Origin of the sequence: Bacteroides sp. AF25-38AC, from assembly GCF_003602995.1 — a bacterium.
Taxonomy (GTDB): Bacteria; Bacteroidota; Bacteroidia; order Bacteroidales; family Bacteroidaceae; genus Bacteroides; species Bacteroides uniformis.
The window spans coordinates 36,958-59,360 of sequence record NZ_QTMD01000028.1 but is presented as its reverse complement, the minus strand read 5'-3'; the positions used below and the strand labels follow the sequence as shown (position 1 = coordinate 59,360).

Genomic DNA, 22,403 nt, shown 5'->3' with positions numbered 1-22,403 from the left:
TGAAACAGAGAGTTCTATTAAAAGCAATCTCTATCGGATGGGATCCCGTTTCCGGCATTTCGCTTCCGATAGAGACTGAGTTGTAGGGTTATCGGTTATTTTGTGTAACCTTCGTTTTGCACCCAATCAGGATTCATCAGGAATTCTTTGTGAGGGATAGCGAGTCTGATATGCTTGGTCGATATGAAATTGCTTGCGAAAGGCTTTTCATGACTCTTAAGTGCGTCTTCCACAATGCCCCAACGGATGAGATCATACCAGCGTGAGCCTTCGAGGGCCAGTTCGCAAGGACGTTCCACATCCTGCAGGTGCTTCAGCACTTGTTCTTTACTTAGGGTGTCGGACAGTGGCGTTACGTGTACACGGTCACGTACTTTGTTGATGTATTTGATGGCTTCTTTAGAGTTTCCTTCATCGTTCAGACACTCGGCATAGAGCAACAGGATGTCCGCATAGCGGATGAGGGGGATGTTGAAACCGGAATAATCCCAGTAATCACCCAATGACTTGTCGTAAGTCACATATTTGCGCCAGTAGATATTGTCTTCTTGGTGGTAATCACTGAATCCTTTGCCGTCTTCGTAATAGAACGGACGGGATTTGGGATCGTCGAAAATGATAGTCTCATACAATCGGTCGCTGTATTCCCCATCTTCGGTGAGGTCTTTCTTCAGTGTATTGAATAACCATTTGGACGGATATGCTTCCTCGTATGCGCCACAGCCACTGTCGGGACCCAAGTGCAAGGTAAAGAGATTGTATTCGTAGTGCCCGCCTTCCAGACTTCCGGTGAACTGTACTTCAAGGATGGATTCCTTATTGTTCTCGTGTAGTCCGTTGAAGTTGTCGCCATAGTTCTCCATCAGTTCATATCTGTGACTGTCAATGACTTTCCAGAATTCTGTTTTGGCTTTGGCCTTTTCGCCGATGAACATATAGTATTTGCCTAAGAGTGCTGCGGCAGTATATTTAGTGACGCGTCCGGCCATGTTTGTATTCCATTTTTCGGGAAGGTTGGCTTGACATTCACTCAGTTCTGTCTCGATGAAAGTCTTCAGTCTGCCGGCTTCTACCTGAGGAGGATAGAATTCCTCTTCGGTACCTTCGAGTTCGTGCTCGAACATTGGTAGTCTTTCACCGAAGTTGATGAAGAGACGGTAGTAGTAGAAGGCTCTCAGAAAACGTGCCTCGGCAATACTGGTCGCTTTGGTCTGCTTGATGCCTTCGTCATCGTTGTCGGGCACATTGGGAATGTTGTCCAGACACTGGTTGCAATAGTTGATACTGGTATAGAGGTTGGTCCATTCATCGTTGGGCACGTAGTTGGTCGATTCGTTGTTGTACATGGCCAGTTCCATCCAGGCGGTCACGTCGGGGCGGTAGTCCAGCTCGTCGCTGCGGTAGTTGTCTATCACAATGTAGCGTTCGAAAGGTTGCGCCCATTCGATGGTAGGCTGTAGTCCAGCGTAGGCTGCGGTAAGTCCTTTGAGGATGTCGGATTCGCTCTTCCAGAAGTTTTCGGGGTCCAGTGAGTTGGGGTTTCTGTCTTCATCCAGGAAATTTCCGGTACATGAAGAGAGTGCCAGGCCTCCTAAGACTGAGGCGCACAATAATATATTCTTTAATTTCATAATCATCTTTTTTAAAGTTTTGGTTCAATTAAAATCCGAATTTAATACCGGCCATGAAAGTGCGGCATAGAGGTGATGAAGCATAGTCGTAACCCATGCGGTCAATACCACCGTTGGTAGAGGGGTCATAGCCACTGTAACCGGTGATGGTAAAGATGCGTGTACCACCTACATAGAAACGGAGGTTGCTGATGCCCAACTTACCACAAACTGTAGCAGGCAGGTTGTAGCCCAGTTGCAAGTTGTTCAGGCGGAAGAAGTCGCCTCGTTCGATGAAACGGTCGGAAGTGCGAGCATTCTTGTTCGGGTCGCCGTATACGGCACGTGGAATGTTGGTGTTGGGGTTCTCCGGAGTCCATGCTTTCAGTGCGTTTCTGCCATAGTTGAACTTGGTATCCATACGTTCCAATTGATATTTGGTATAGTTGTAACGGTCTACACCGAGGTCACCGTAGAAGTTGGCTACCAAATCGAAGTTTTTGTAATTCAGTGTTACGTTGAAGCCGATAGAGGCCTTGGGGCAACCGTTGCCCAGAAGCTTCTTGTCATCGCTGTCCAGCATGCCGTCACCGTTTTGGTCTACGAAGCGGAGGTCACCGGGTTCTGCGTTGGGCTGCATGGGAATCCAGTTGCCTTTGCTGTCCTTGCGTCCGTGTGATTCTTTCCAAAGTTTGGCTTCTGCTTCATTTTGGATGATGCCTGCGGTTTCGTAAGCCCAGAATTCACCGAAGTAACCACCCACGTAGGTACGTGAAGCACCATATTCGTACATATAGTTGGGGTCTGCCATTGATTTCAGTTTACTCTTGAAGTGGCTCAGGTTGAAGTCAAGGTCATACTTGAAGTCCTTACCTGCATTACCGTGGTAAATCAGTTGCATTTCCATACCGGTGGTGCGCAGTTCACCGTCGTTCACCGTCAGTGCACCGTAACCGGTAGACAGACTGATGTTCTTTTCGGAAAGCATGTCCTTGGTGTCCTTGATGTAACCTTCAATCGAGAATTCCAGTTTGTTGTTCCATAGGCTCATGTCCACACCGATGTTTTTGTAGAAGGTAGTTTCCCACTTGATGTTCCTTGAGGGGAGGCTACGTACTGCATATCCCTGGTTTACGACTTTGCCGTCGAAGGGGTAGTTGATGTTGTCGGCGTTGGAGTCCAATTTGGGAATGTAGAGATAGAGAGGTACCGATTGGTTACCGAGGGCGCCGTAGCTCATACGCAATTTGAAGGAGCTGACTGTTTCTTTCATATCTTCCCAGAAAGGTTCGTTGGCAATGTTCCAGCCTACTGATACAGAGGGGAAGAACCCCCACTGGTTACCGTCGGCAAAACGTGAAGAACCGTCATAGCGGAACGAGGCCATTAACATGTAGCGCATTTTCCAACTATAGTTCACACGGCCAAATACGGAACGCAAGCCGCTACGGGTCTTTTCACCTTGCACACCATAGTCTTTGCGTGCCTGGCCCAGAATGCCCATGTCGTTGTTCTCGAATTCGGAACCCGATGCACCCAATAGGTCGTAAGTGCTTTCTTCTTGTGAAGCTCCCAGCAGGAAGGCGAAGTCGTGACTGTCTTTGATGGTGAAGTTGTAGTTGGCAGTCAGTTCCAGCAGGTCGTTGACGCTTCTGGTGCGGGTCTGTGATAGTGAGGCGCTTTCGTTCCACTTCATGGCACCCAGTTCGTAAGTAGGTTTGAATACGCGGGTTTCGCGGAAAAGGAGGCTACGGCTTGCTTGTGCCTTGATTACCAGTCCCTTGATGGGCTCATATTGCAGATAGCCCGATCCTTTGATGTAATCTGTGGCGCGGGTGTTCTCAATCAGGTTATTATAACCTACCATGTTGGCAGCATCGCTCATGTTCATGCCGGGGATGGCACCACCGTATCCGCCGTCACAATTCTCGTCATACAGACGTGCGATAGGTTCCATGTTGGTCACTTGGTATATGCCGGGAAAACCTGAGTTGGCTTCCATTTCCGATTCCCAACGGCTGTAGTTTACTGATTCGCCCACTTTGAACTTGCCGCGTTTCATGTCTGAGTTTAAGCGGAAGCCATATTTCTCGTCACCCGTGCCGGTCACGATGGCTTCGTTTTTTGAATAGAATACGGACAAAGCTACGTTGGCATTCTCACTGCCACTAGTGTACCCCACATTGTATTTCTGTGTGAAGCCGTTGCGGTAGTATTCGTCCTGCCAATCGGTGTCGCCAAACTGTGTGGGGTCTTGCTCATAAGCCGCAATGTAAGCAGGCCAGTTTTTGGGGTTTTGACCGGCGTTTGTACGGGCCATCTTTGCCATGTGGATAAATTCTTCGGCATTGCAGACATCCAGTTTCTTGGCTATCTGATCCACTCCCCAATAAGCTGAGAACGTGATTTTGGGTTTGGATTTGGTACCACGGTAAGTCTCAATCAGGATAACGCCTGCGGCGGCGCGTGCTCCGTAAATAGCGGCGGTGGCAGCGTCTTTCAATACAGACATTGACTTGATGTCTTCGGGGTTCAGAAAACTCATATCACCCGGAACGCCATCGATAATTACCAACGGAGAGTTGTCTGTTCCATAAGTGGTTACACCGCGCACCTGCAGGCTGGGAGTGGAGCCGGCGGCACCGCTACCAAAGTTAACTATCAAACCGGGAGCCATACCCTGCAGGGCAGTTTCGGCATTAGCGGTAGGTATGTTGTTTAGTTTATCGCCCGATACGGAACTTACCGAACCGGAAACATCCGATTTCTTTTGTGTGCCATAACCGATAACGACTACTTCGTCCAGTAGTTCGGTGTCTTCTTTCAGCACCACTTTCAATTCCTTGCGACCATTGAGGGCGATTTCTTGTGGAGCATAGCCCACGTAAGAGATAATAATAGTGGCTTTTGGGGAAACGCTGAGGGTAAAGTTACCGTCGATGTCAGTGATTACTCCATTTGTTGTTCCTTTCTCTAATACACTGGCTCCGATGACAGATTCACCGGAAACATCGGTTACGGTACCGTTCAGCTGAATGTTCTGTGCCAATGCGCCCATAGGCAGCATAAAAGCAAAGAAGAGAAGTAGCTGAATGACTCTTTCTTTGTAGTAGTTACTTTTACTCATTTGAATAAGTTTTTAAGGTTAATACTATTGGTTTTTCACAATGCTAAATTAAGCTTCATAAACAGGAATTGCTAATGAATGTTATCTACAAGCAGACTACAAGAGAGGGATATTCTTTGTTTTATTATCTACAAATAGTTTTGTAAGTATTTGATAAATAGGAGTAAATGAGATATTCTATATCTACAAAACTATATCCACATAAACTTTTCCCGATTTACATTAATTATTGAGTTGCGCAAGTAAACGGTGATTAGATGAAGAAGGAAACCAACTCTTTTAGAAATATCAAGCAACTCAAGTTTCGCAAGTCTTTTATAATCATTGATAAACAGTAGTATCTCAACTCTCCTCCTCGGAGGAGAGTTGAGATACTACTGTTTATCAATGATGTCCCTTGCAGATGGTTTGCAGATGTTTTATCTGCAAGCCATCTGTAAAAGAGGAAGTCGAGTATAAGACGGATGACATTCATATCTTATCTCTTGCAAAATACGGATAACTTATTAGTTCATAGTGATGAACACTTTGTTTCTGCAGTACAAAACACTTCGTTCATGTAGTATAAAACGTTTTGTTTGCACAACATAAAACAAGGTGTTTATATAGTATGAAACAAAGTGTTCACTATAATGGAACAAAGTGTTCGCCCTAATGAAACACATTGTTCTACACGTCGAAATAAACCGTTCTGTGTGTTGAAACAAGCGGTTATATTGGGGGAAACAAAAAGAAAGCTGTCTTTTCCTGATTTCACTAGACACTTTTTTTCTTTATAAACGTCATCAGTAGACGGTTCTTTCATTTGCATACTGATACAGTAGTCCCTTCTTCCGGACTTGCGAGCCTATGCTTACTTGTTCGATGCCTTGTTTCTACTGAGACAAAGTGAGAGCAAACTTTACCCTCACCTTTTTGAAATTGCCCTTACTCACCTCTGAAAGTCCGATGAATAAAGACTTTTAGGTAAGCAGTGAGGGCGGTGAGGGTAGAAATGCAAAATAAATATTTTCAGCCTTGAGCCGGGTTATATATTCTGTAGATAGTTGGTTAGGTCTTCTTCGGAAGAGAGGTTGAGGGATTTGCGCAGGCGGTATCGGTTCATATTGATGGTTTTGGGGGTGGTGCCGGTCAACATGGATATTTCTTTGGTAGACAGGTTCACCCTTAGCAGGGTGGCAAGATATTTCTCGCCTTGTGTCAGTTTGGGATGAATCGCTACCAGTCTTTGGAGGAATTCATTGCTTTTATCATCGATGTTTGTCAATAGGGCACTGTTGGTTTTGTCTCCGCTTTGGCTCTGGCTGATGAATGCGTTGATTTTCTTCAGGTGGGGCGTGATGGCTTGCGCGTCCATCTTATATCCTTCTTTCACCATTCCGCGTATTTTGTCCAGCAGTTCATTGCGGCTTTTCAGGAATACGGCGAAGCTGGTTGCCTCCTGCCGACTGGTAGCCAGGGCATTGTGTACATTTTGAAGTTCCAGCTCTTGCTGATGCATCTTCAGTTCGGCCACTTCTTTTTCGGACAGTTGCAATTGGTAGCGTGCTTCTATCAGTTGCAAATCTTTTCGGCGTTTATACCATTTATATAGAAAGATGCTGAAAGCTATTCCCAGAATAAGTACGCTGCCCAAAAGCCACAAATTGCGTTTCAGTAGCTCTATCTTGTAGGTTTGTTCCTGCATTTCAGTAGCATATTTTTGGTCTTGGTATCTTTTGTAGGAAATTTCCTGCTCGATGTTGCGTAGCTTGTTGCTACTTTGCAGTTCCTTGCCCAGGTGGTACCTCTTGTTCAGATACTTATAGGCTTGGGCATAGTCACCTATAGCTGCATATACCATGGACGAATATTCGTAATTGTCGCAAATCAGTTCGCGGGCTCCGATGTTGTGGGCATACTCGTAGGCTTTATGCAAGGCTTCCAAGGCTTTGGAGTATTGCTTGTCATAGTAATACTGTTTCCCCATGTTGTTGTAGTTTTCGCCAAGAGACCATTGGGCATCCAGATTCTTGTTGATGGTGATGGCTTCCTGGATGAAAGAAAGTTTCTCTTCCGTATTTCCCCGGTACAGACAGAGGTTGTTCAGGTTGGTTGCAATCTCTTTCAGGTTTCGTTGGGCACGGTTGATGGCCAGCGCACGCTGGAAGAAACGCTCGGCAACGGTAAATTCACTCATGAAGTGGTGCATTACTCCACGTTCGTTATAGCATCCGGCCACAGAGGTGGAATCGCCGATGGATTTGAAGATGGAGGTTGCTTTGTCGTTCAGTTCAATGGCTTTGTTGTAATCGCCTAGTTTGCTGTATACACGCCCCATCAAGGAGCAGAGTTGTGCCATTTGTTTTTTGTTGGTGGGATGGATATATTTTTGGGTGTCATAAAGATTCTTGATACTTAGGTCGAAGTTCCCCAACAATTGTTCGGCTTGACAGTAGAGAATCATAGCTTGTGCGCGGACCTCACTGGGCTCATCTTCGGGAAACAAGGCAGAAGCCTGAGCTGCATAGTAGGAAGCTTGTTTGGGGTTGTTGTACAGGTATTTCTGTGCTTGGTCAATCAATTTCTGTGCTTGCTGCATGTCTTGAGCTTGCAGTGGGGCAGCTGCTGACAGAAGACATACGAGTAGTAGACATAGGTTTTTCTTCATGGCATCGTCTTGTTTCTGCAAATTTAATTAATTCTTCTTAGAAGTCCGGTTTCCCTCCAAAAAGATTTATCTTTGTGCCTCAAAGATAGCGATATATATGTTATTACCTTATTTGAATAAAGATTTGATAGAGGCAGGATGCGATGAGGCCGGTCGCGGCTGTCTGGCCGGTGCGGTCTATGCCGCTGCTGTTATTCTGCCAACGGACTTTAAGAATGAACTTTTGAACGACTCCAAGCAGCTGACGGAAAAACAACGCTATGCCTTGCGTGAAGTGATTGAGAAAGAGGCTCTGGCATGGGCGGTGGGCGTCGTCTCTCCCGAAGAAATTGACAAAATCAATATTCTCAATGCCTCCTTTCTTGCCATGCATCGTGCTGTTGACCAACTGAATGTCCGTCCGCAACATCTGCTGATAGACGGCAACCGCTTTAAAAAATATCGGGACTTGCCGCATACTACCGTAGTGAAAGGAGACGGGAAGTACCTTTCCATCGCTGCCGCCTCCATTTTGGCAAAGACCTATCGTGATGACTACATGAACCGCCTTCACGAGGAATATCCGTATTATGACTGGAATCGTAACAAGGGGTATCCCACCAAGAAACATCGTGCCGCCATTGCTGAGCGGGGCACTACACCCTATCATCGCTTGACGTTCAATCTCTTGGGGGATGGGCAGTTGTCGCTGAACTTCGGACAATGATGCTGTTTAGAACCACTTAATCCTTCTGAACCATACGAATGTCACTGCTGATAATATTGCTGACAAAAGTATGATGAAAATAAACGCGTGCGGAAAACTCTCCAGGTGGATGTCCACATTCATGCCGTAGAAACTGGCTATCAACGTGGGAATCATCAGTGTAATGCTGAGGCTTGTCATACGTTTCATGATGGCATTCACATTGTTGGAGATGATGGAGGCGAAGGCGTCCATGGTTCCCGTCAGAATATCACTGTAGATGTTCACGGTATTGTATGCCTGCTTCAACTCGATGACCACGTCTTCCAATAATTCCAAATCCAGATAATTGGTGTCCTGAAAGATGTTTTTCAGCCGTCCTATCATCACTTCATTGCCACGGATGGAAGTGTTGAAGTAGACCAGCGTCTTCTGCAGCTTCATCAGTTGCAGGAGGTCTTCGTTGCGGATGCTTTTCTCCAGCTCTTTTTCGGCGGTGGCCACGTCGTTGTTTATCTGTTTCAGATACTTCAGGAACCAGACGGCAGAAGAGTAGATGATTCGCAGAATCAAATCCAGTTTATTGTTGACGACTATGTTCTTCCGGCGTGTGTGCTGGATGAAGTCCGGTATCAGCTCCGTGTGGTGATAGCAGACAGAAACGATGATTCCGTCATTGGTGATAATGCCGATGGGCACGGTGATGAACGGCACGCCGCGTTGGTTGCTCTGCATCGGGATGCGGAGGATGGTCAGCAGCCAGTTGTCTTCTGTTTCCGTACGCGGGCGCTCGTCCACGTCGGCTATGTCTTCCAAGAATGATTCGGGAACTTTCAGCTCTTCGGTAAGGAATTTGAAATCATCGTTGTCCGGGCATTCTACGTTGACCCAGCAGTTGGGTTGCCATTCGGCCTTTTCAGTGAAGCCGTTTTCACTGTAGAGATACTTTCTCATTGTTTGCCTCCTTTCAGGTTGGAACAGAGGCATTGCAGTCAACGTCTCCGTTCGTTTTATTGGTGAATACTATTGCACGTTCGTGGGTTTGAATCGTCCATATTTCTTGTTTTTTATTTTTTAAGCGTGGCAAAAGTACATAAATCATTTGAAACAGTACGCTTTAACAGCTGTTTTTTGTACCTTTGCAGCGCAAAAACAGGTTCCTACTATAAAGAACGTTTGTATCATACAAAAAGATTATACAATTAAATTCGATTAATATTATGAGTAAGAAAGCCCTTTTAATGATTCTTGATGGCTGGGGCATCGGCGATCAAGGCAAAGATGATGTGATTTTCAATACACCTACTCCGTATTGGGACAGTCTGTTGGCAGCTTATCCGCATTCCGAGCTTCAGGCAAGCGGTGAAAACGTTGGTTTGCCCGACGGACAGATGGGTAATTCTGAAGTAGGTCACCTCAATATCGGTGCCGGACGCATTGTTTACCAGGATTTGGTGAAGATTAACCGTGCTTGTGCCGATGGCAGCATCCTGAAGAACAAGGAAATTGTTTCTGCTTTCTCATATGCAAAGGAAAACGGCAAGAATATCCACTTTATGGGACTGACCAGCAACGGTGGCGTGCACAGCTCTTTTGACCATTTGTTCAAACTCTGCGATATTTCCAAGGAATACGGTATCGAGAATACCTTCATCCACTGTTTTATGGACGGTCGTGATACCGACCCGAAGAGCGGTAAATGCTTCATTGAGCAGCTGACTGCCCATTGCGAGAAGTCTGCCGGCAAGATTGCTTCCATCGTGGGACGTTTCTATGCCATGGACCGTGACAAACGTTGGGAACGTGTGAAGGTTGCCTACGATTTGTTGGTAAACGGTGAAGGGAAGGTCGCTACGGATATGGTCCAGGCTATGCAGGAGTCCTACGACGAAGGCGTTACGGATGAATTCATCAAGCCGATTGTGAACGGTGGCTTCGACGGTACCATCAAGGAAGGTGATGTTGTAATCTTCTTCAACTACCGTAACGACCGTGCCAAGGAATTGACCGTTGTCCTCACCCAGCAAGATATGCCCGAACAAGGCATGCAAACCATTCCGGGCCTGCAGTTCTACTGCATGACTCCGTATGACGCCAGCTTCAAGGGTGTACATATCCTTTTTGATAAGGAGAATGTACAGAACACATTGGGCGAATATCTTGCTGCCAATGGCAAGACCCAGCTGCACATTGCCGAAACAGAGAAGTATGCACACGTGACTTTCTTCTTCAACGGTGGCCGCGAGACTCCCTACGATGCTGAAGAGCGCATCCTGGTTCCTTCTCCGAAGGTTGCCACTTACGACTTGAAGCCTGAAATGAGTGCGTACGAGGTGAAGGACAAGTTGGTTGAAGCTATCAAGACCCAGAAGTTCGATTTCATCGTGGTGAACTACGCCAATGGTGATATGGTGGGACATACCGGTATCTACGAAGCTATCGAGAAGGCAGTGAAAGCCATCGACGAATGTGTGAAAGACACCGTTGAGGCTGCCAAGGCAAACGATTATGAAGTAATCATCATCGCCGACCACGGTAATGCCGACCATGCTCTGAATGAGGATGGTACTCCGAATACTGCCCACTCTCTGAACCCCGTTCCTTTCGTTTACGTTACTGCAAACAAGGACGCCAAGGTTGAGAACGGTGTATTGGCTGACGTAGCTCCTTCTATCCTGCATATCTTGGGTATGGAGCAGCCGGCTGAAATGACTGGTAAGGATTTGATTAAGTAAGGCGTCAAAGCCGTAACAATATTTAGACGCGGATTATACGGATTCCACGGATGCTCTTAAAGTTGAGTCTGTGCAATCCGGATAATCCGCGTCTTTTTTCAATAGAACGATTATGATACAGATTGGTGATGTTGTGGTTTCTTTCGATGTCTTGCGCGAGAAGTTCTTGTGTGACTTGGGTGCCTGCCAGGGGATTTGCTGCATTGAGGGCGATGCCGGTGCTCCCGTAGAGCTGGACGAGGTGGAGAAACTGGAAGAGGTGCTTCCGCTGATTTGGGACGAGCTTTCTCCCGAAGCCCGCACCGTGATAGAGGAGCAAGGTGTGGTCTATACCGATTGTGAAGGTGACCTGGTGACTTCTATTGTAAACAACAAGGATTGCGTCTTTACCTGCTATGATGATAAAGGCTGTTGCTATTGTGCCATCGAAAAGGCTTACCGTGAGGGTAGGACCAACTTCTACAAACCTATATCCTGCCATCTCTATCCGATAAGGGTGGGGAACTACGGACTCTATAAGGCAGTGAACTATCATCGTTGGGATGTCTGCAAAGCCGCTATGCTGTTGGGACAAAAGGAAAATCTGCCCGTGTATAAGTTTCTGAAAGAGCCGCTTATCCGTAAGTTTGGTGAGGACTGGTATGCAGAGCTGGAATTGGTAGTGGAAGAGATGAAAAAACAAGGAATCCTATAGTTCTTCCGTGCGGAGACGGGCCTCTTCTTTGGAGGAGAAGAGGGATAAAGGAAAAGCCCCGGTCAGCAGGATTATCCTGCCCGTCCGGGGCTTCCTCGTTGTAAGATGTGAGGTTGGTTATTTATTATTTATTAAGCGTCAATATTTGCATACGTTGCATTCTTTTCGATGAAATCGCGGCGCGGGCCCACGTCTTCACCCATCAGCATGGAGAAGATATAGTCGGCTTCGGCTGCATTTTCAAGATGCACCTGCTTCAGCATGCGGTTTTCCGGATTCATGGTGGTTTCCCACAACTGTTCCGGGTTCATTTCACCCAAACCTTTGTAGCGTTGGGTGTGTACTGCGTTTTCCGAACCGCCGCCGTAAGTGTCGATGAACTTCTGGCGTTGCTGGTCTGTCCAGCAATACTCTTTCGCCTTGCCTTTGGTGCAAAGGTAAAGGGGAGGAGTGGCGATGTACAAGCAACCCTGCTGGATGACTTGCGGGAAGTAGCGGAAGAAAAGCGTCATAATCAGCGTGTCGATGTGAGAACCATCGACGTCGGCATCGGTCATGATGATAATCTTCTTGTAGCGCAGCTTGTCAATGTTCGCTTCTTTGCTGTCTTCACCGTCCACGCCGAAACGGATGCCCAGCGCCTGGATGATATTGTTTACTTCGTCGCTCTCGAATGCCTTGTGCCACATGGCCTTTTCCACATTCAGAATCTTACCGCGAAGCGGCAGGATAGCTTGGAACGCACGGTTACGGCCTTGCTTTGCTGAACCGCCTGCCGAGTCACCCTCGACGAGGAACAATTCGCATTCTTCCGGGTCCTTGCTGGAGCAGTCGGCCAACTTACCGGGCATGCCACCGCCGGACATCGGCGATTTGCGTTGTACGGATTCGCGTGCCTTACGTGCGGCGATACGTGCCTGGGCGGCAAGAATCACCTTGTCTACAATCAACTTGGCTTCCTTCGGGTGTTCCTCCAAGTAGTAGGTGAGGGCTTCGCCCACAGCCTGGTCTACGGCACCCATCACTTCGTTGTTACCCAGCTTTGTCTTGGTCTGTCCTTCGAACTGAGGCTCTGCCACCTTGATGGAGATAACGGCAGTTAATCCTTCGCGGAAGTCGTCGCCTGCAATCTCTACCTTGGCTTTCTCCAGCATCTTGTTGTCTTCGGCGTATTTTTTCAATGTACGGGTCAGTGCACGGCGGAAACCAGCCAAGTGGGTACCCCCTTCAATGGTATTGATGTTGTTTACGTAAGAGTGTACATTTTCGTTATAAGAAGTGTTGTACATGATGGCTACTTCCACCGGTGTGCCTTGCTTCTCGGTGTTGATGTAGATTACATCGTTCATGAAGTGTTCGCGTGAGGAGTCCACGTAGCGCACAAATTCCTTCAGGCCTTCTTCCGAGTAGAAGATTTCCTTCTTGGCATTTCCCTCTTCGTCCTTTACGCGAAGGTCGGTCAGTGAAATCTTGATGCCTGCGTTCAGGTAAGCCAACTCGCGCATGCGGGTGGCAAGAATATCATAGTTGTAGACTGTTTCCGTAAAGATGGTATCGTCCGGCCAGAACTGCTGGCGTGTACCGGTAATGTCTGTTGTGCCCACTTCCTTGACGGAGTAGAGCGGATGTCCGCAGGAATATTCCTGCTGATAGATTTTTCCGTTACGGAAAACCTGGGTAGTCATATGTGTAGACAAGGCGTTTACGCAAGATACACCTACACCATGCAGACCTCCCGATACCTTGTAGGAACCTTTGTCGAACTTACCTCCGGCATGCAGTACGGTCATTACAACTTCCAGTGCGGATTTCTTTTCCTTTTCGTGATAGTCTACCGGGATACCACGTCCGTTGTCTTGTACGGTGATGGAGTTGTCCTCGTTAATGGTGACTTCGATGTGGTCGCAATAGCCGGCAAGTGCCTCGTCGATGGAGTTGTCCACAACCTCGTACACTAGGTGGTGAAGTCCTTTGCTGCTAATGTCGCCAATATACATCGCGGGACGCTTTCTCACTGCTTCCAAACCTTCCAGTACCTGGATGTTTTCGGCAGAATAGCTCCCGTTATTGGAGTGAATCTGTTCTTCAGTCATAATCTTTTTTCCTTATTGTAATAACAGAGCAAATATAGTGAAAATCCTCGGGATATGGTGCTAAACAAACGGATAAATTCGGGTAGTTTACAGCTTTTTAGCACAGAAAAGAAACTTGTGTGGAAGCAGGTAAATAGAGAGGTATAAATGAGAAAGGCCGGACTAAAAAGTCCAGCCTTGTAATATCTTTTGTGTAACAGTCAACTTAAGCCAGCTTGTTGATATAGATAGCCAATTTTGACTTCAGGTTGTTAGCCTTGTTCTTGTGGATTACATTAGTCTTAGCCAATTTATCCAACAGTTTTGTGATACCCGGATACATTGCTGTTGCTGCAGCTTTGTCTGTAGTAGCACGAAGCTTACGAACAGCGTTTCTCATGGTCTTGCCATAATATCTGTTGTGAAGTCTTCTTGTTTCTTCTTGTCTGATTCTCTTCAGTGATGATTTATGATTTGCCATCTCGACTAATCTTTTTTAATTCGTTTATTTTTTTATTTTGTAGCCCGTGGGGGAATCGAACCCCCCTTTCAAGAATGAAAATCTTGCGTCCTAACCGATAGACGAACGGGCCATCCTTTGGTGAGCGTTTCCGCTCTTGCAAAGAGCCTTTATTTCTCGTTTGCGGATGCAAAGGTAGAAACTATTTTTGAATTACCAAAACATTCGCAAGAAAAAAATATAGCTTTTTGTTGCTTTTTGTCATAGGTTAGCGTCTTGTTTGTTGAAAATCAGTGTAATACGTGCTTTTGCTTTTTGCACTCCTTACCTTGTTTTTTTATTCTTCTCCTTTTGTTTCTCTTCTTTCGGGCTTTTTTTGTAGCTTTGTTATCAGATTGAAACCAGATAAAGAAATCGGGAATGTTACAGAAAACACTGGGAATTGTGCTGCATACCTTGAAATATAAGGATACATCTCTCATTGCAGACATCTATACGGAGGTGGCTGGCAGGGCTTCCTTCATGGTGTCCATACCCCGTTCGCGCAAGGCGGCGGTGAAGCCGGTACTCTTCCAGCCGCTGGCATTGGTGGAACTTGAAGCCGATTTCCGTCCTAATGCCACTATATATAAGGTGAAGGAGGCGAAGTCTCTTTATCCTTTCGCCACGCTTCCCTACGATCCCTACAAATCTGCCATCGCTTTGTTTCTTTCGGAATTCCTTTATCGCGCCGTCCGGGAGGAGGCGGAGAACCGTCCGCTGTTTGCTTATCTGTATCATTCCGTCATCTGGCTGGATGAATGCAGGGAGGGGTTTGCCAATTTCCATCTGGTCTTCCTGATGCGCCTTTCCCGTTTTCTCGGTTTGTATCCCAACCTGGAGGATTATCATGCCGGAGATTACTTCGATTTGCAGAATGCTTGTTTCACTCCCTTGCGTCCGCAGCTCCATTCCAATTACATCGCTCCCGAGGAGGCGGCCCGCCTGACACAGCTGATGCGCATGAATTATGAAACGATGCATCTTTTCACCATGAACCGGTTGGAGCGTACCCGCTGCCTGAACATTATGAATGAATATTATCGTCTGCATCTGCCGGATTTCCCGGTATTGAAATCACTTGAGGTATTGAAGGAGCTTTTTGATTGATTATCGTCGATGTAACGGCCCAATAAGTGTGCGCTGCCTTTATTATAGGAGTAGGGAGTTTTACTTACTGCTGTAAGGGTCGTTACGATAAGCTGTAACGGTCGTTACAATATAGGGTAACGACCGTTTCAATATAGGGTAACCGTCGTTACATCATTAGGTAACGGCTTTTACATCTTATGGTAAACGGTCGGTAAATATAATGCGTTGATAGATAGCGTATAATCTCTTGTGGGGGAGGATATGGATTGGTATGTAAAAAGCCGTGTTCAACAGACTTTGGACGCTGAGTCCCTCTGTTGAAGCACGGCTTATATGATAGGGGAAGTGTATTTCTTTATCCCAGCAACTCTTTTACTTTGGCTGAGATGGCGCGGCCTTCGGCAAGTCCGGCAAGTTTCTTGCTGGCTACACCCATCACCTTGCCCATGTCCTTGCCGCTGGTGGCGCCGACTTCGGCTATGATTTCCTTCAAGGCTGCCTCCAGTTCTTCGGCGCTCATCTGCTTGGGCAGATAGGTTTCAAGCACCTTTACTTGTGCCAGCTCATCGTCTGCCAAGTCCTGGCGACCTTGCTGTACATAGATTTCAGCGGCGTCTTTGCCTTGCTTGGTCAGTTTTTGGATAATCTTCAAAGCATCTGCATCGCTCAGGGTATCGTTGGCTCCGGGAGCGGTTTTGGCTTCAAGGAATACTTTCTTTACGTTTCTCAATGTTTCGAGAGCCACTTTGTCTTTGGCTTTCATGGCTGTTTTAATGTCTTCGCTGACTTTTTCAAATAAATCCATATTGTTATAGGTTTACTCCTGTTCCCCCGAAGGGGAGGAGGATGGTTTTACATATCGGGAACGGAAAAATCAGAAGGTGATGACTCCCCCTGCACCGCCTTCTGCCTCTTGCGCGGCTTCGGTGGCGAGCTGCCCTTCCTGCTCTGCCTTCATCTTGATGCTGTTCAGCGTGCTTTTGTCACGCAGATAGGTCGGAGAATTCTCTACCATGCTGATGATGTCGGCGTTGTCCATGTCTTCGGGATTGAAGAGATAGATATGGCGACGGCGGCTGCGCTGGGAACGGGCATTGGCATCCTTGCCATAGTACACTTCGCGGCGGTTGCGTCTCTGTTCCTCTTCCTCCTCCAGCTCGGCAAGGCGTTGCTGTTCTTCGGCGGTGCGCTGGGTGATGCGGTCGTCCATTTCCTTCATGTGGATGTCCTGGATACCGAAACCGGTGGCAAGCAGGGTGATTTTCACTTTCTGTTCCAGCTTGTCGTCAATGGCCATACCGAATTTGGTTTCGAAGTCGCGGCTGAAACGGTTCATGAACTCCTTCACCTCGTCCATTTCGCTCATCATCAGCTTGTATTGTGCACTGTAAGAGATGTTGAGGAGTACTTTCTTGGAGTTGAAGATGTCGTTGTTGTTCAGCAACGGCGAGTGCTGCGCGTTCTTGATGGCTTCGCTGACACGGTTGTCACCTTCGCCGTAGCCGGTACTCATGATGGCTACGCCGCCGTCCTTCAGCACTGTTTTCACGTCGTTGAAGTCGAGGTTCACCTTTCCATGCAGGGTGATGATTTCGGCAATACTCTTGGCGGCTACCGAAAGGGTGTCGTCGGCCTTGTCAAACGCGTCGTCTACGGATAGCTCGCTGTATATCTCGCTCAGCTTTTCATTGTTGATGACCAGCAGGGCATCTACGTGCTTGCTGATTTCCTCTACGCCATCCAGTGCCTGGTCTATCTTCTTGTCGCCCTCCCAGCGGAAAGGGATGGTGACGATGCCGATGGTCAGGATGTCCATTTCCTTGGCGGTTTGTGCAATGATGGGTGCGGCACCCGTACCGGTACCACCGCCCATTCCGGCAGTGATGAATACCATCTTGGTGCCGTCGTTCAGCATATTCTTGATGTCTTCGATGCTCTCTTCTGCTGCCTTGCGGGCACGGGCAGGGCGGTTTCCGGCTCCCAGACCTTCTTTTCCAAGCTGTAACTTCACGGGCACGGGAGAGTCCTTCAACGCTTGGTTGTCTGTGTTGCACAGTACGAACGTCACGTCGTGTATACCTTCCCGGTACATATGGTTCACGGCATTGCCGCCACCTCCACCTACACCGATTACTTTAATGATTTTCGGTGAATCGGTCGGGAAATCGAATTGTACTATATCTTCCATAATAACTTAATTTTCTGGCACATTATCACATTATTACTTCATATCGTCGTCCGAGAAGATTTCGTTGGAAAGCTTGTTGAAAGTCTTTTCGAACCAGCTGGGGCCTTCTTTCTTTTTCTTCTTCTTTTCTTCCTTTTCGCGCAGCTCCCTTTCTTTTCGCTCACGCTCCTTGCGTTCTTTCTCTTCCTTCTCGCGCTGTGCCTTGGCGGCGCGTGCGGCGGCTTCCTGCTCTTTCAGCGCTTCGTCGTCAACGAATATGTCGACCGGTTTGGGAGGAACATTGGAGGCAGGCTGCTGCACCGGCTTCACCTCTTGCAGGCAGCAATTCTCGTTGCCGGCAGCCAGCAGGCCCAGCAGTGTGTTGTGCATGCCGTCCTTCTTGGGCTCGTCGCTGCGTGTGTGGACGGTGGTCTGTACGAACTTGGCGGTCTTTACCTTTTCAATCTTGCTCACTCTATGGAAGGCTTTCTCAAGATTCTTCAGATTGGCTCCTCCACCGGTGAATACAACACCGGAGAAAAGTTTGTCCTCGTAGCCGGAAAGTTGCAACTGGTTCCATACGTTGGCAAGAATTTCTTCTGCACGTGCTCCGATAATATTGTTCAGCAGGGCCAGTTCGAAGGTACGGCCGTCTTCCGACGTGCATACGGCAGGGGTCTCGGCGTCTTCTTCCTCCTCGTAGAGGGCATCACCGTATTGCAGTTTCAGCTTCTCGGCATCTTCCTCTTCCATTTGCAGGGAAGTGATGTCGTGGGTAATGTTGTTTCCACCCAGCGGCAGTACGCTGAGGTAGCGCAGGATATTGTTCTTATAGACCAGCACGGTGGTGGTGTCGGCACCGAAGTCCACCAGTGCGCAGCCCGAACGCATCTCGTTTTCGGTCAGCACGGCTTTGGCCAACGCAGTGGGGGCCACGAGCAGGTCGTCGGCAATTTCCACTTTGGCTTGCTCGAAGCTGTGTTCGAGGTTCTTCTTCAGCGAGGCACGCGCTACGATGTTGAGGAACTGCCCGGTGATGTATCTTCCGGCAACTCCTACGGGCTCCACATGCAGCGTGTTGTCTATCTTGTATTCTTGCGGGGCTACATCCAGCACACTCATGTCTACCAAGGGTACATCACGGTTCTCGTCGCAAATCTCGTCTACCAGTTCTTGCGAAATGATGCTCTCTTCCTCCAGCGTACGGCTTACCGCATTCCTCACCGTGCGCAATGATTGTCCGCCGATGCCTACATATACTTTGGCGATGGAGTTGTTCAGCTGGCCTTCCAGCTTGTTGATGATGGAAGTCAGCGCTTGTGCGGCCTTGTCAATGTTGTAGATGGCCCCTTTGTGTATAAACGGGGATGCATCTTCGCGTGCATAAGCCAACACCTGGATACTTCCGTCACTGTTCTTCTTTCCTGCGATACCGGAAATCTTGGAAGAACTCAACTCGATAGCGGCGATGAAATCTGTTGTTGCCATATCTATTTATTTACTATTTTACTATTTACAATTTACTATTTGCTGCGCTTTGATAAAGAAGGACTATTAGTAAATCCCTTTCTCTACTCTCTCTTTGTGCAGATGATTTGATTATCAAATTCAACGCTGATACGGGAGTATTTGTTCCAACCCACCTGGTTCAATCCTCTTTCGTAGAATGCCTTTACACGTTTCAGCTTCTTCTCGAATCCGGCAATCTTGCCTAAATAGATAAGATGGTCGCCGACACGGGGCACTAACTCGATGTTCTTGCCGGGCAATACATGAATTTGCTCTATCTGTGCATTCCAAAAAGAATTCTTTTGCAAAAATACACCAAACTTATATAAATCCCTCATGGCAAACGACTTTTCTACATTTCCGGTTACAACGGCGAGATGTGCAACGCACTTTGCATCGGGGGGCATCACGGTACCTTTGTTGTCCAGATAGTAGTTTTCGCCGTTGGCGCTCATCACGCGCAGGATGGGGATGCGCTGGGTCACTTCGATGCAGAGCTTGCCGCTCGGGGTCTTGTAGCACTCCACCTGGTCGATGAGGGGATGCTTGGCAAGTTCGCGCTCCAAGGTCTTGGTGCGCACGCGTTCCAGGTCTTTCCCAACGGGGCTGATACCTTTCTTTTCCAGCAGGGTAGCTACTTCCTTCTTCGTGATGAAGCCGGCATATACCGTGTCTTTTATCACCAGTTCCACGTCTTGGCACACCTGCGAGGTGGGCTTGCGGTTGAAAGCTGTGACAGCCACTACCAGGTAAGCAATGACAAGCAACAGAACGATAGAAAGTAGAATCCTTTTAACCATGATATTTTTCTGATAATAGTTGGGTGATTTGGGGCGCATAGTTGTCCAGGTCTCCGGCTCCCAGCACTACCAATACTTCGGTGTGCTTTTGGGTGAGGAGGCTGAGGACGTCTTCTTTCCTACAGATGCATTTCTCGATGCCGGGGCGGAGGTTGTCATAAATCAGCTGACTCGTCACGCCGGGAATCGGTTGCTCGCGGGCAGGGTATATCTCTGTCAGAATCACCTCGTCGGATAGGGAAAGGCTGTCTGCAAAGTCACGATAGAAGTCGCGGGTGCGGGTGTACAAGTGGGGCTGGAAGATGACGGTTATCTTCTTGTCTTGGTACAACTCGCGGACGGACTTCACGCTTTGGGCTATTTCCGCCGGGTGGTGGGCATAGTCGCTGAGAAATACAATCCGGTCATTCTTCAGCTTGAAGTCGAAACGGCGGTCCACTCCGCGGAAGCTTGCCATGCCTTGCTTGATTTCTTCGTCGGTGGCACCGCTGAGATGGGCGAGTGCCATGGCGGCAACACCATTCTCGATGTTGATGCTGACGGGAACACCCAACTGAATATCGTTGATGCGGGTGTCAGGCGCCACGAAGTCGATGAAGATTTCACCGTTTCCGATGCGGATATTCTCGGCATGGAAGTCGCCTTCGTTGCGCGAGTAGGTATAGGTGGCGACGCCCGGTTGTACGTCGGCTTGCATTTCCAGTCCTTTGTGTAGAATCAAGGCGCCGCCCGGCTGGATAAGCGTGGTGTAGTGGCGGAAGCTTTCGAGATAGGCTTCTTTGGTGCCGTATATATCCAGGTGGTCGGGGTCGGTGGCAGTAATGACACTCATCCAGGGCGATAGCCAGTGGAAGGAGCGGTCGAACTCATCCGCTTCGATAACGGTATAAGGGCTGGTGGCGGAAAGCAGCAGATTCGTACCGTAGTTCTTCGAAATACCTCCGAGGAAGGCGATGCAGCCCACGTGTGACTGGTGCAGCAGGTGGGCAGCCATGGTGCTGGTGGTAGTCTTGCCATGCGTACCTGCCACGCACAGGCCTTTGCTGCTGCGGGTTATAATGCCTAATACTTGGGAGCGCTTATGTATGTCGAAACCGTTTTCACGGAAATAGGTCAGTTCTGCATGCTCTTGCGGCACGGCGGGGGTATAGACCACGAGCGTGCTTGCCTTGTCTTTGCACTCCTCCGGAATAAGGTTGATATCCTCTTCGTAGTGTATCTGTGCTCCTTCCGTAATCAGACGTTCTGTCAGTTCGCTCGACGTACGGTCGTAGCCCGCTACTGTCTTTCCTTTAGAGAGGAAATAGCGTATCAGAGCGCTCATGCCGATGCCGCCGGCACCGACGAAATAAACGGAGCGAATGGCTTCAAGCCTCACCCCCTGCCCCTCCCCCGTAGGGAGGGGAGATGAGTTACTATTGCTTATATTTTTATTCATATTCAAATTTTTTCTTCAAACTCTTCTTCCAAAAGTATGATATTATAAAAAGAACGATAACAGTACTATCTATTCCCCCCTCCCTACGGGGGAGGGACAAGGGGAGAGGCTCTTCAATACCTCCTTCGCAATAATTGTCGCCGAGTCCGGCAACGCTAGCTTGGCGATATTCTTGCTCAAGTCTTGCAGCTTCTCGGGGTTAGCGATTGTCTCCAACGCCACCGGCAGCAGCTTCTCTTTCGCTTCCACATCCTTCACATAGATAGCTGCATCCTTATCCACCAGCGCCAGCGCATTCTTGGTCTGATGGTCTTCGGCCACATTGGGTGAGGGAACCAGGATGACCGGCTTGTGCAGCAGGCAGAACTCGGAGATGGAACCGGCTCCGGCACGTGAAATCACCAGATCGGCAGCGGCATAGGCGTTTGCCATATCCTTAATGAAGTCCGTCACATACAGATTCGGAATGGCACTGATATGCGGGTTACGTACGGCTTCTCCCGTAGTGGCTGTAATGGCTTCTCTGACTTGGTCAATGTATATCTTGCCAGTCTGCCAGATAAACTGTACGTCGGGGTGGGTACGAATGATATCCAGGCCGGCGGTCAGTGTCTGGTTGATGGTGCGGGCTCCCAGGCTGCCGCCCAGAATGAGGATAGTCTTCTTTTCCGGGTTCAATCCGAAGTACTTTACGGCGTCTGCGTGCAGGATGGAATGTCCGAGCAAGTTCTGGCGCACCGGATTACCTGTCATGATTATCTTTTCTGCCGGGAAGAATTTTTCCATACCTTCGTAGGCCACGCAAATCTTGCATGCCTTCTGTGCCAGCAGCTTGTTGGTGACACCGGCGTAGGAATTCTGTTCTTGTATCAGCGTGGGAATACCCATCATGCCCGCCATTTTCAGCGTAGGACCACTGGCATAGCCACCTACACCGACGGCTACTTGCGGGCGGAACTCCTTGATGATGCTCCGTGCTTTCCACTGGCTTCGTATCAGTTTCAGCAGTACGGAGAAGTTCTTCCACAGATGTTTACGGTCGAATCCGGCAACGGGTAAGCCTATAATCCGGTAACCGGCATCTGGAACACGCTGCATTTCCATTCTTCCTTCGGCACCTACGAAGAGAATCTCCGCGTCGGGACACAACTCTTTTATGGCGTTAGCGATGGAGATGGCCGGAAAGATATGTCCTCCGGTACCGCCGCCGCTGATGATAAGCCTCACCCCCTTCCCCGTAGGGAGAGGGGTAGAGTTACTTTGGGTTGTATAGTTGTTCGCCTCTTTACTCATATTCTTGTTCTTTTTTATTTTTGTATTATTGG

Annotated in this window: 16 protein-coding genes and 1 tRNA gene; 4 read left to right on the top strand and 13 right to left on the bottom strand. The window is 48.3% G+C overall.

The genetic code is table 11. The annotated features are described in order from the left end of the window. Positions 1–95 precede the first annotated feature (95 nt). The 3 genes from DWY55_RS16935 to DWY55_RS16920 all read right to left on the bottom strand — a co-directional run bounded on the left by DWY55_RS16935 (position 96) and on the right by DWY55_RS16920 (position 7,387). Positions 96–1,631: a RagB/SusD family nutrient uptake outer membrane protein gene (locus DWY55_RS16935; RefSeq protein ID WP_005834532.1), complete on the bottom strand. Its 1,536-nt coding sequence runs from the start codon at positions 1,629–1,631 to the stop codon at positions 96–98. 28 nt (positions 1,632–1,659) lie between these two features. After that, positions 1,660–4,737, bottom strand: coding sequence for a SusC/RagA family TonB-linked outer membrane protein (locus tag DWY55_RS16930; RefSeq protein ID WP_005830477.1), 3,078 nt, complete (start codon positions 4,735–4,737; stop codon positions 1,660–1,662). A 1,027-nt stretch (positions 4,738–5,764) separates the two neighbouring features. Next, complete coding sequence (locus tag DWY55_RS16920; RefSeq protein WP_117878572.1) at positions 5,765–7,387, bottom strand: tetratricopeptide repeat protein; 1,623 nt, start codon at positions 7,385–7,387, stop codon at positions 5,765–5,767. Between the two features lie 97 nt (positions 7,388–7,484). On the opposite strand from DWY55_RS16920, the gene DWY55_RS16915 reads away from it, so the two are divergent. Beyond that, a complete protein-coding gene (locus tag DWY55_RS16915) occupies positions 7,485–8,093 on the top strand; it encodes a ribonuclease HII (RefSeq protein WP_005834538.1) in 609 nt (202 codons plus the stop codon). 6 nt (positions 8,094–8,099) lie between these two features. Here DWY55_RS16915 and DWY55_RS16910 read toward each other — a convergent pair whose 3' ends face one another. Further along, positions 8,100–9,026, bottom strand: coding sequence for a magnesium transporter CorA family protein (locus DWY55_RS16910; protein ID WP_005834540.1), 927 nt, complete (start codon positions 9,024–9,026; stop codon positions 8,100–8,102). A 266-nt stretch (positions 9,027–9,292) separates the two neighbouring features. Here DWY55_RS16910 and gpmI point away from each other — a divergent pair, with 266 nt between their 5' ends. Then, the gene (gene gpmI / locus DWY55_RS16905) at positions 9,293–10,807 is read left to right on the top strand and encodes a 2,3-bisphosphoglycerate-independent phosphoglycerate mutase (RefSeq protein ID WP_117680932.1); all 1,515 of its coding nucleotides are present in this window, start codon (positions 9,293–9,295) and stop codon (positions 10,805–10,807) included. Between the two features lie 112 nt (positions 10,808–10,919). Beyond that, positions 10,920–11,501: a DUF3109 family protein gene (locus DWY55_RS16900; protein WP_008662683.1), complete on the top strand. Its 582-nt coding sequence runs from the start codon at positions 10,920–10,922 to the stop codon at positions 11,499–11,501. 131 nt (positions 11,502–11,632) lie between these two features. Here the strand turns inward: DWY55_RS16900 and gyrB are convergent, their stop codons facing one another. The 3 genes from gyrB to DWY55_RS16885 form a co-directional block, all read right to left on the bottom strand. Next, positions 11,633–13,594 (bottom strand): DNA topoisomerase (ATP-hydrolyzing) subunit B, encoded by a 1,962-nt coding sequence (gyrB, locus tag DWY55_RS16895; RefSeq protein ID WP_005830422.1) that lies wholly within the window; start codon positions 13,592–13,594, stop codon positions 11,633–11,635. Positions 13,595–13,799: 205 nt separating this feature from the next. After that, positions 13,800–14,054, bottom strand: coding sequence for a 30S ribosomal protein S20 (gene rpsT, locus DWY55_RS16890; RefSeq protein ID WP_005830420.1), 255 nt, complete (start codon positions 14,052–14,054; stop codon positions 13,800–13,802). A gap of 40 nt (positions 14,055–14,094) precedes the next feature. Continuing rightward, a tRNA-Glu gene (locus DWY55_RS16885) sits at positions 14,095–14,166 on the bottom strand. A gap of 287 nt (positions 14,167–14,453) precedes the next feature. Here DWY55_RS16885 and recO point away from each other — a divergent pair. Next, positions 14,454–15,182 (top strand): DNA repair protein RecO, encoded by a 729-nt coding sequence (gene recO / locus DWY55_RS16880; protein WP_005834546.1) that lies wholly within the window; start codon positions 14,454–14,456, stop codon positions 15,180–15,182. A 337-nt stretch (positions 15,183–15,519) separates the two neighbouring features. On the opposite strand, the gene DWY55_RS16875 is transcribed toward recO, so the two are convergent. From DWY55_RS16875 to murG, 6 genes are all read right to left on the bottom strand, one after another. Then, positions 15,520–15,969: a GatB/YqeY domain-containing protein gene (locus DWY55_RS16875; protein WP_005830410.1), complete on the bottom strand. Its 450-nt coding sequence runs from the start codon at positions 15,967–15,969 to the stop codon at positions 15,520–15,522. Between the two features lie 69 nt (positions 15,970–16,038). Next, positions 16,039–17,352 carry a cell division protein FtsZ gene (gene ftsZ / locus DWY55_RS16870; RefSeq protein WP_005830408.1) on the bottom strand — a complete coding sequence of 438 codons (1,314 nt, stop codon included), beginning with the start codon at positions 17,350–17,352 and terminating at the stop codon, positions 16,039–16,041. Between the two features lie 33 nt (positions 17,353–17,385). Further along, positions 17,386–18,819 (bottom strand): cell division protein FtsA, encoded by a 1,434-nt coding sequence (gene ftsA / locus DWY55_RS16865; RefSeq protein ID WP_117878564.1) that lies wholly within the window; start codon positions 18,817–18,819, stop codon positions 17,386–17,388. An 83-nt stretch (positions 18,820–18,902) separates the two neighbouring features. Further along, positions 18,903–19,640: a cell division protein FtsQ/DivIB gene (locus DWY55_RS16860; protein WP_057256315.1), complete on the bottom strand. Its 738-nt coding sequence runs from the start codon at positions 19,638–19,640 to the stop codon at positions 18,903–18,905. Further along, the gene (gene murC, locus DWY55_RS16855) at positions 19,633–21,078 is read right to left on the bottom strand and encodes a UDP-N-acetylmuramate--L-alanine ligase (protein WP_230372730.1); all 1,446 of its coding nucleotides are present in this window, start codon (positions 21,076–21,078) and stop codon (positions 19,633–19,635) included. The genes DWY55_RS16860 and murC overlap by 8 nt, the downstream gene beginning before the upstream one ends. 69 nt (positions 21,079–21,147) lie before the next feature. Next, positions 21,148–22,371, bottom strand: a complete 1,224-nt coding sequence (gene murG / locus DWY55_RS16850) for an undecaprenyldiphospho-muramoylpentapeptide beta-N-acetylglucosaminyltransferase (protein ID WP_117878562.1) — start codon at positions 22,369–22,371, stop codon at positions 21,148–21,150. Between the last annotated feature and the right edge of the window lie 32 nt (positions 22,372–22,403).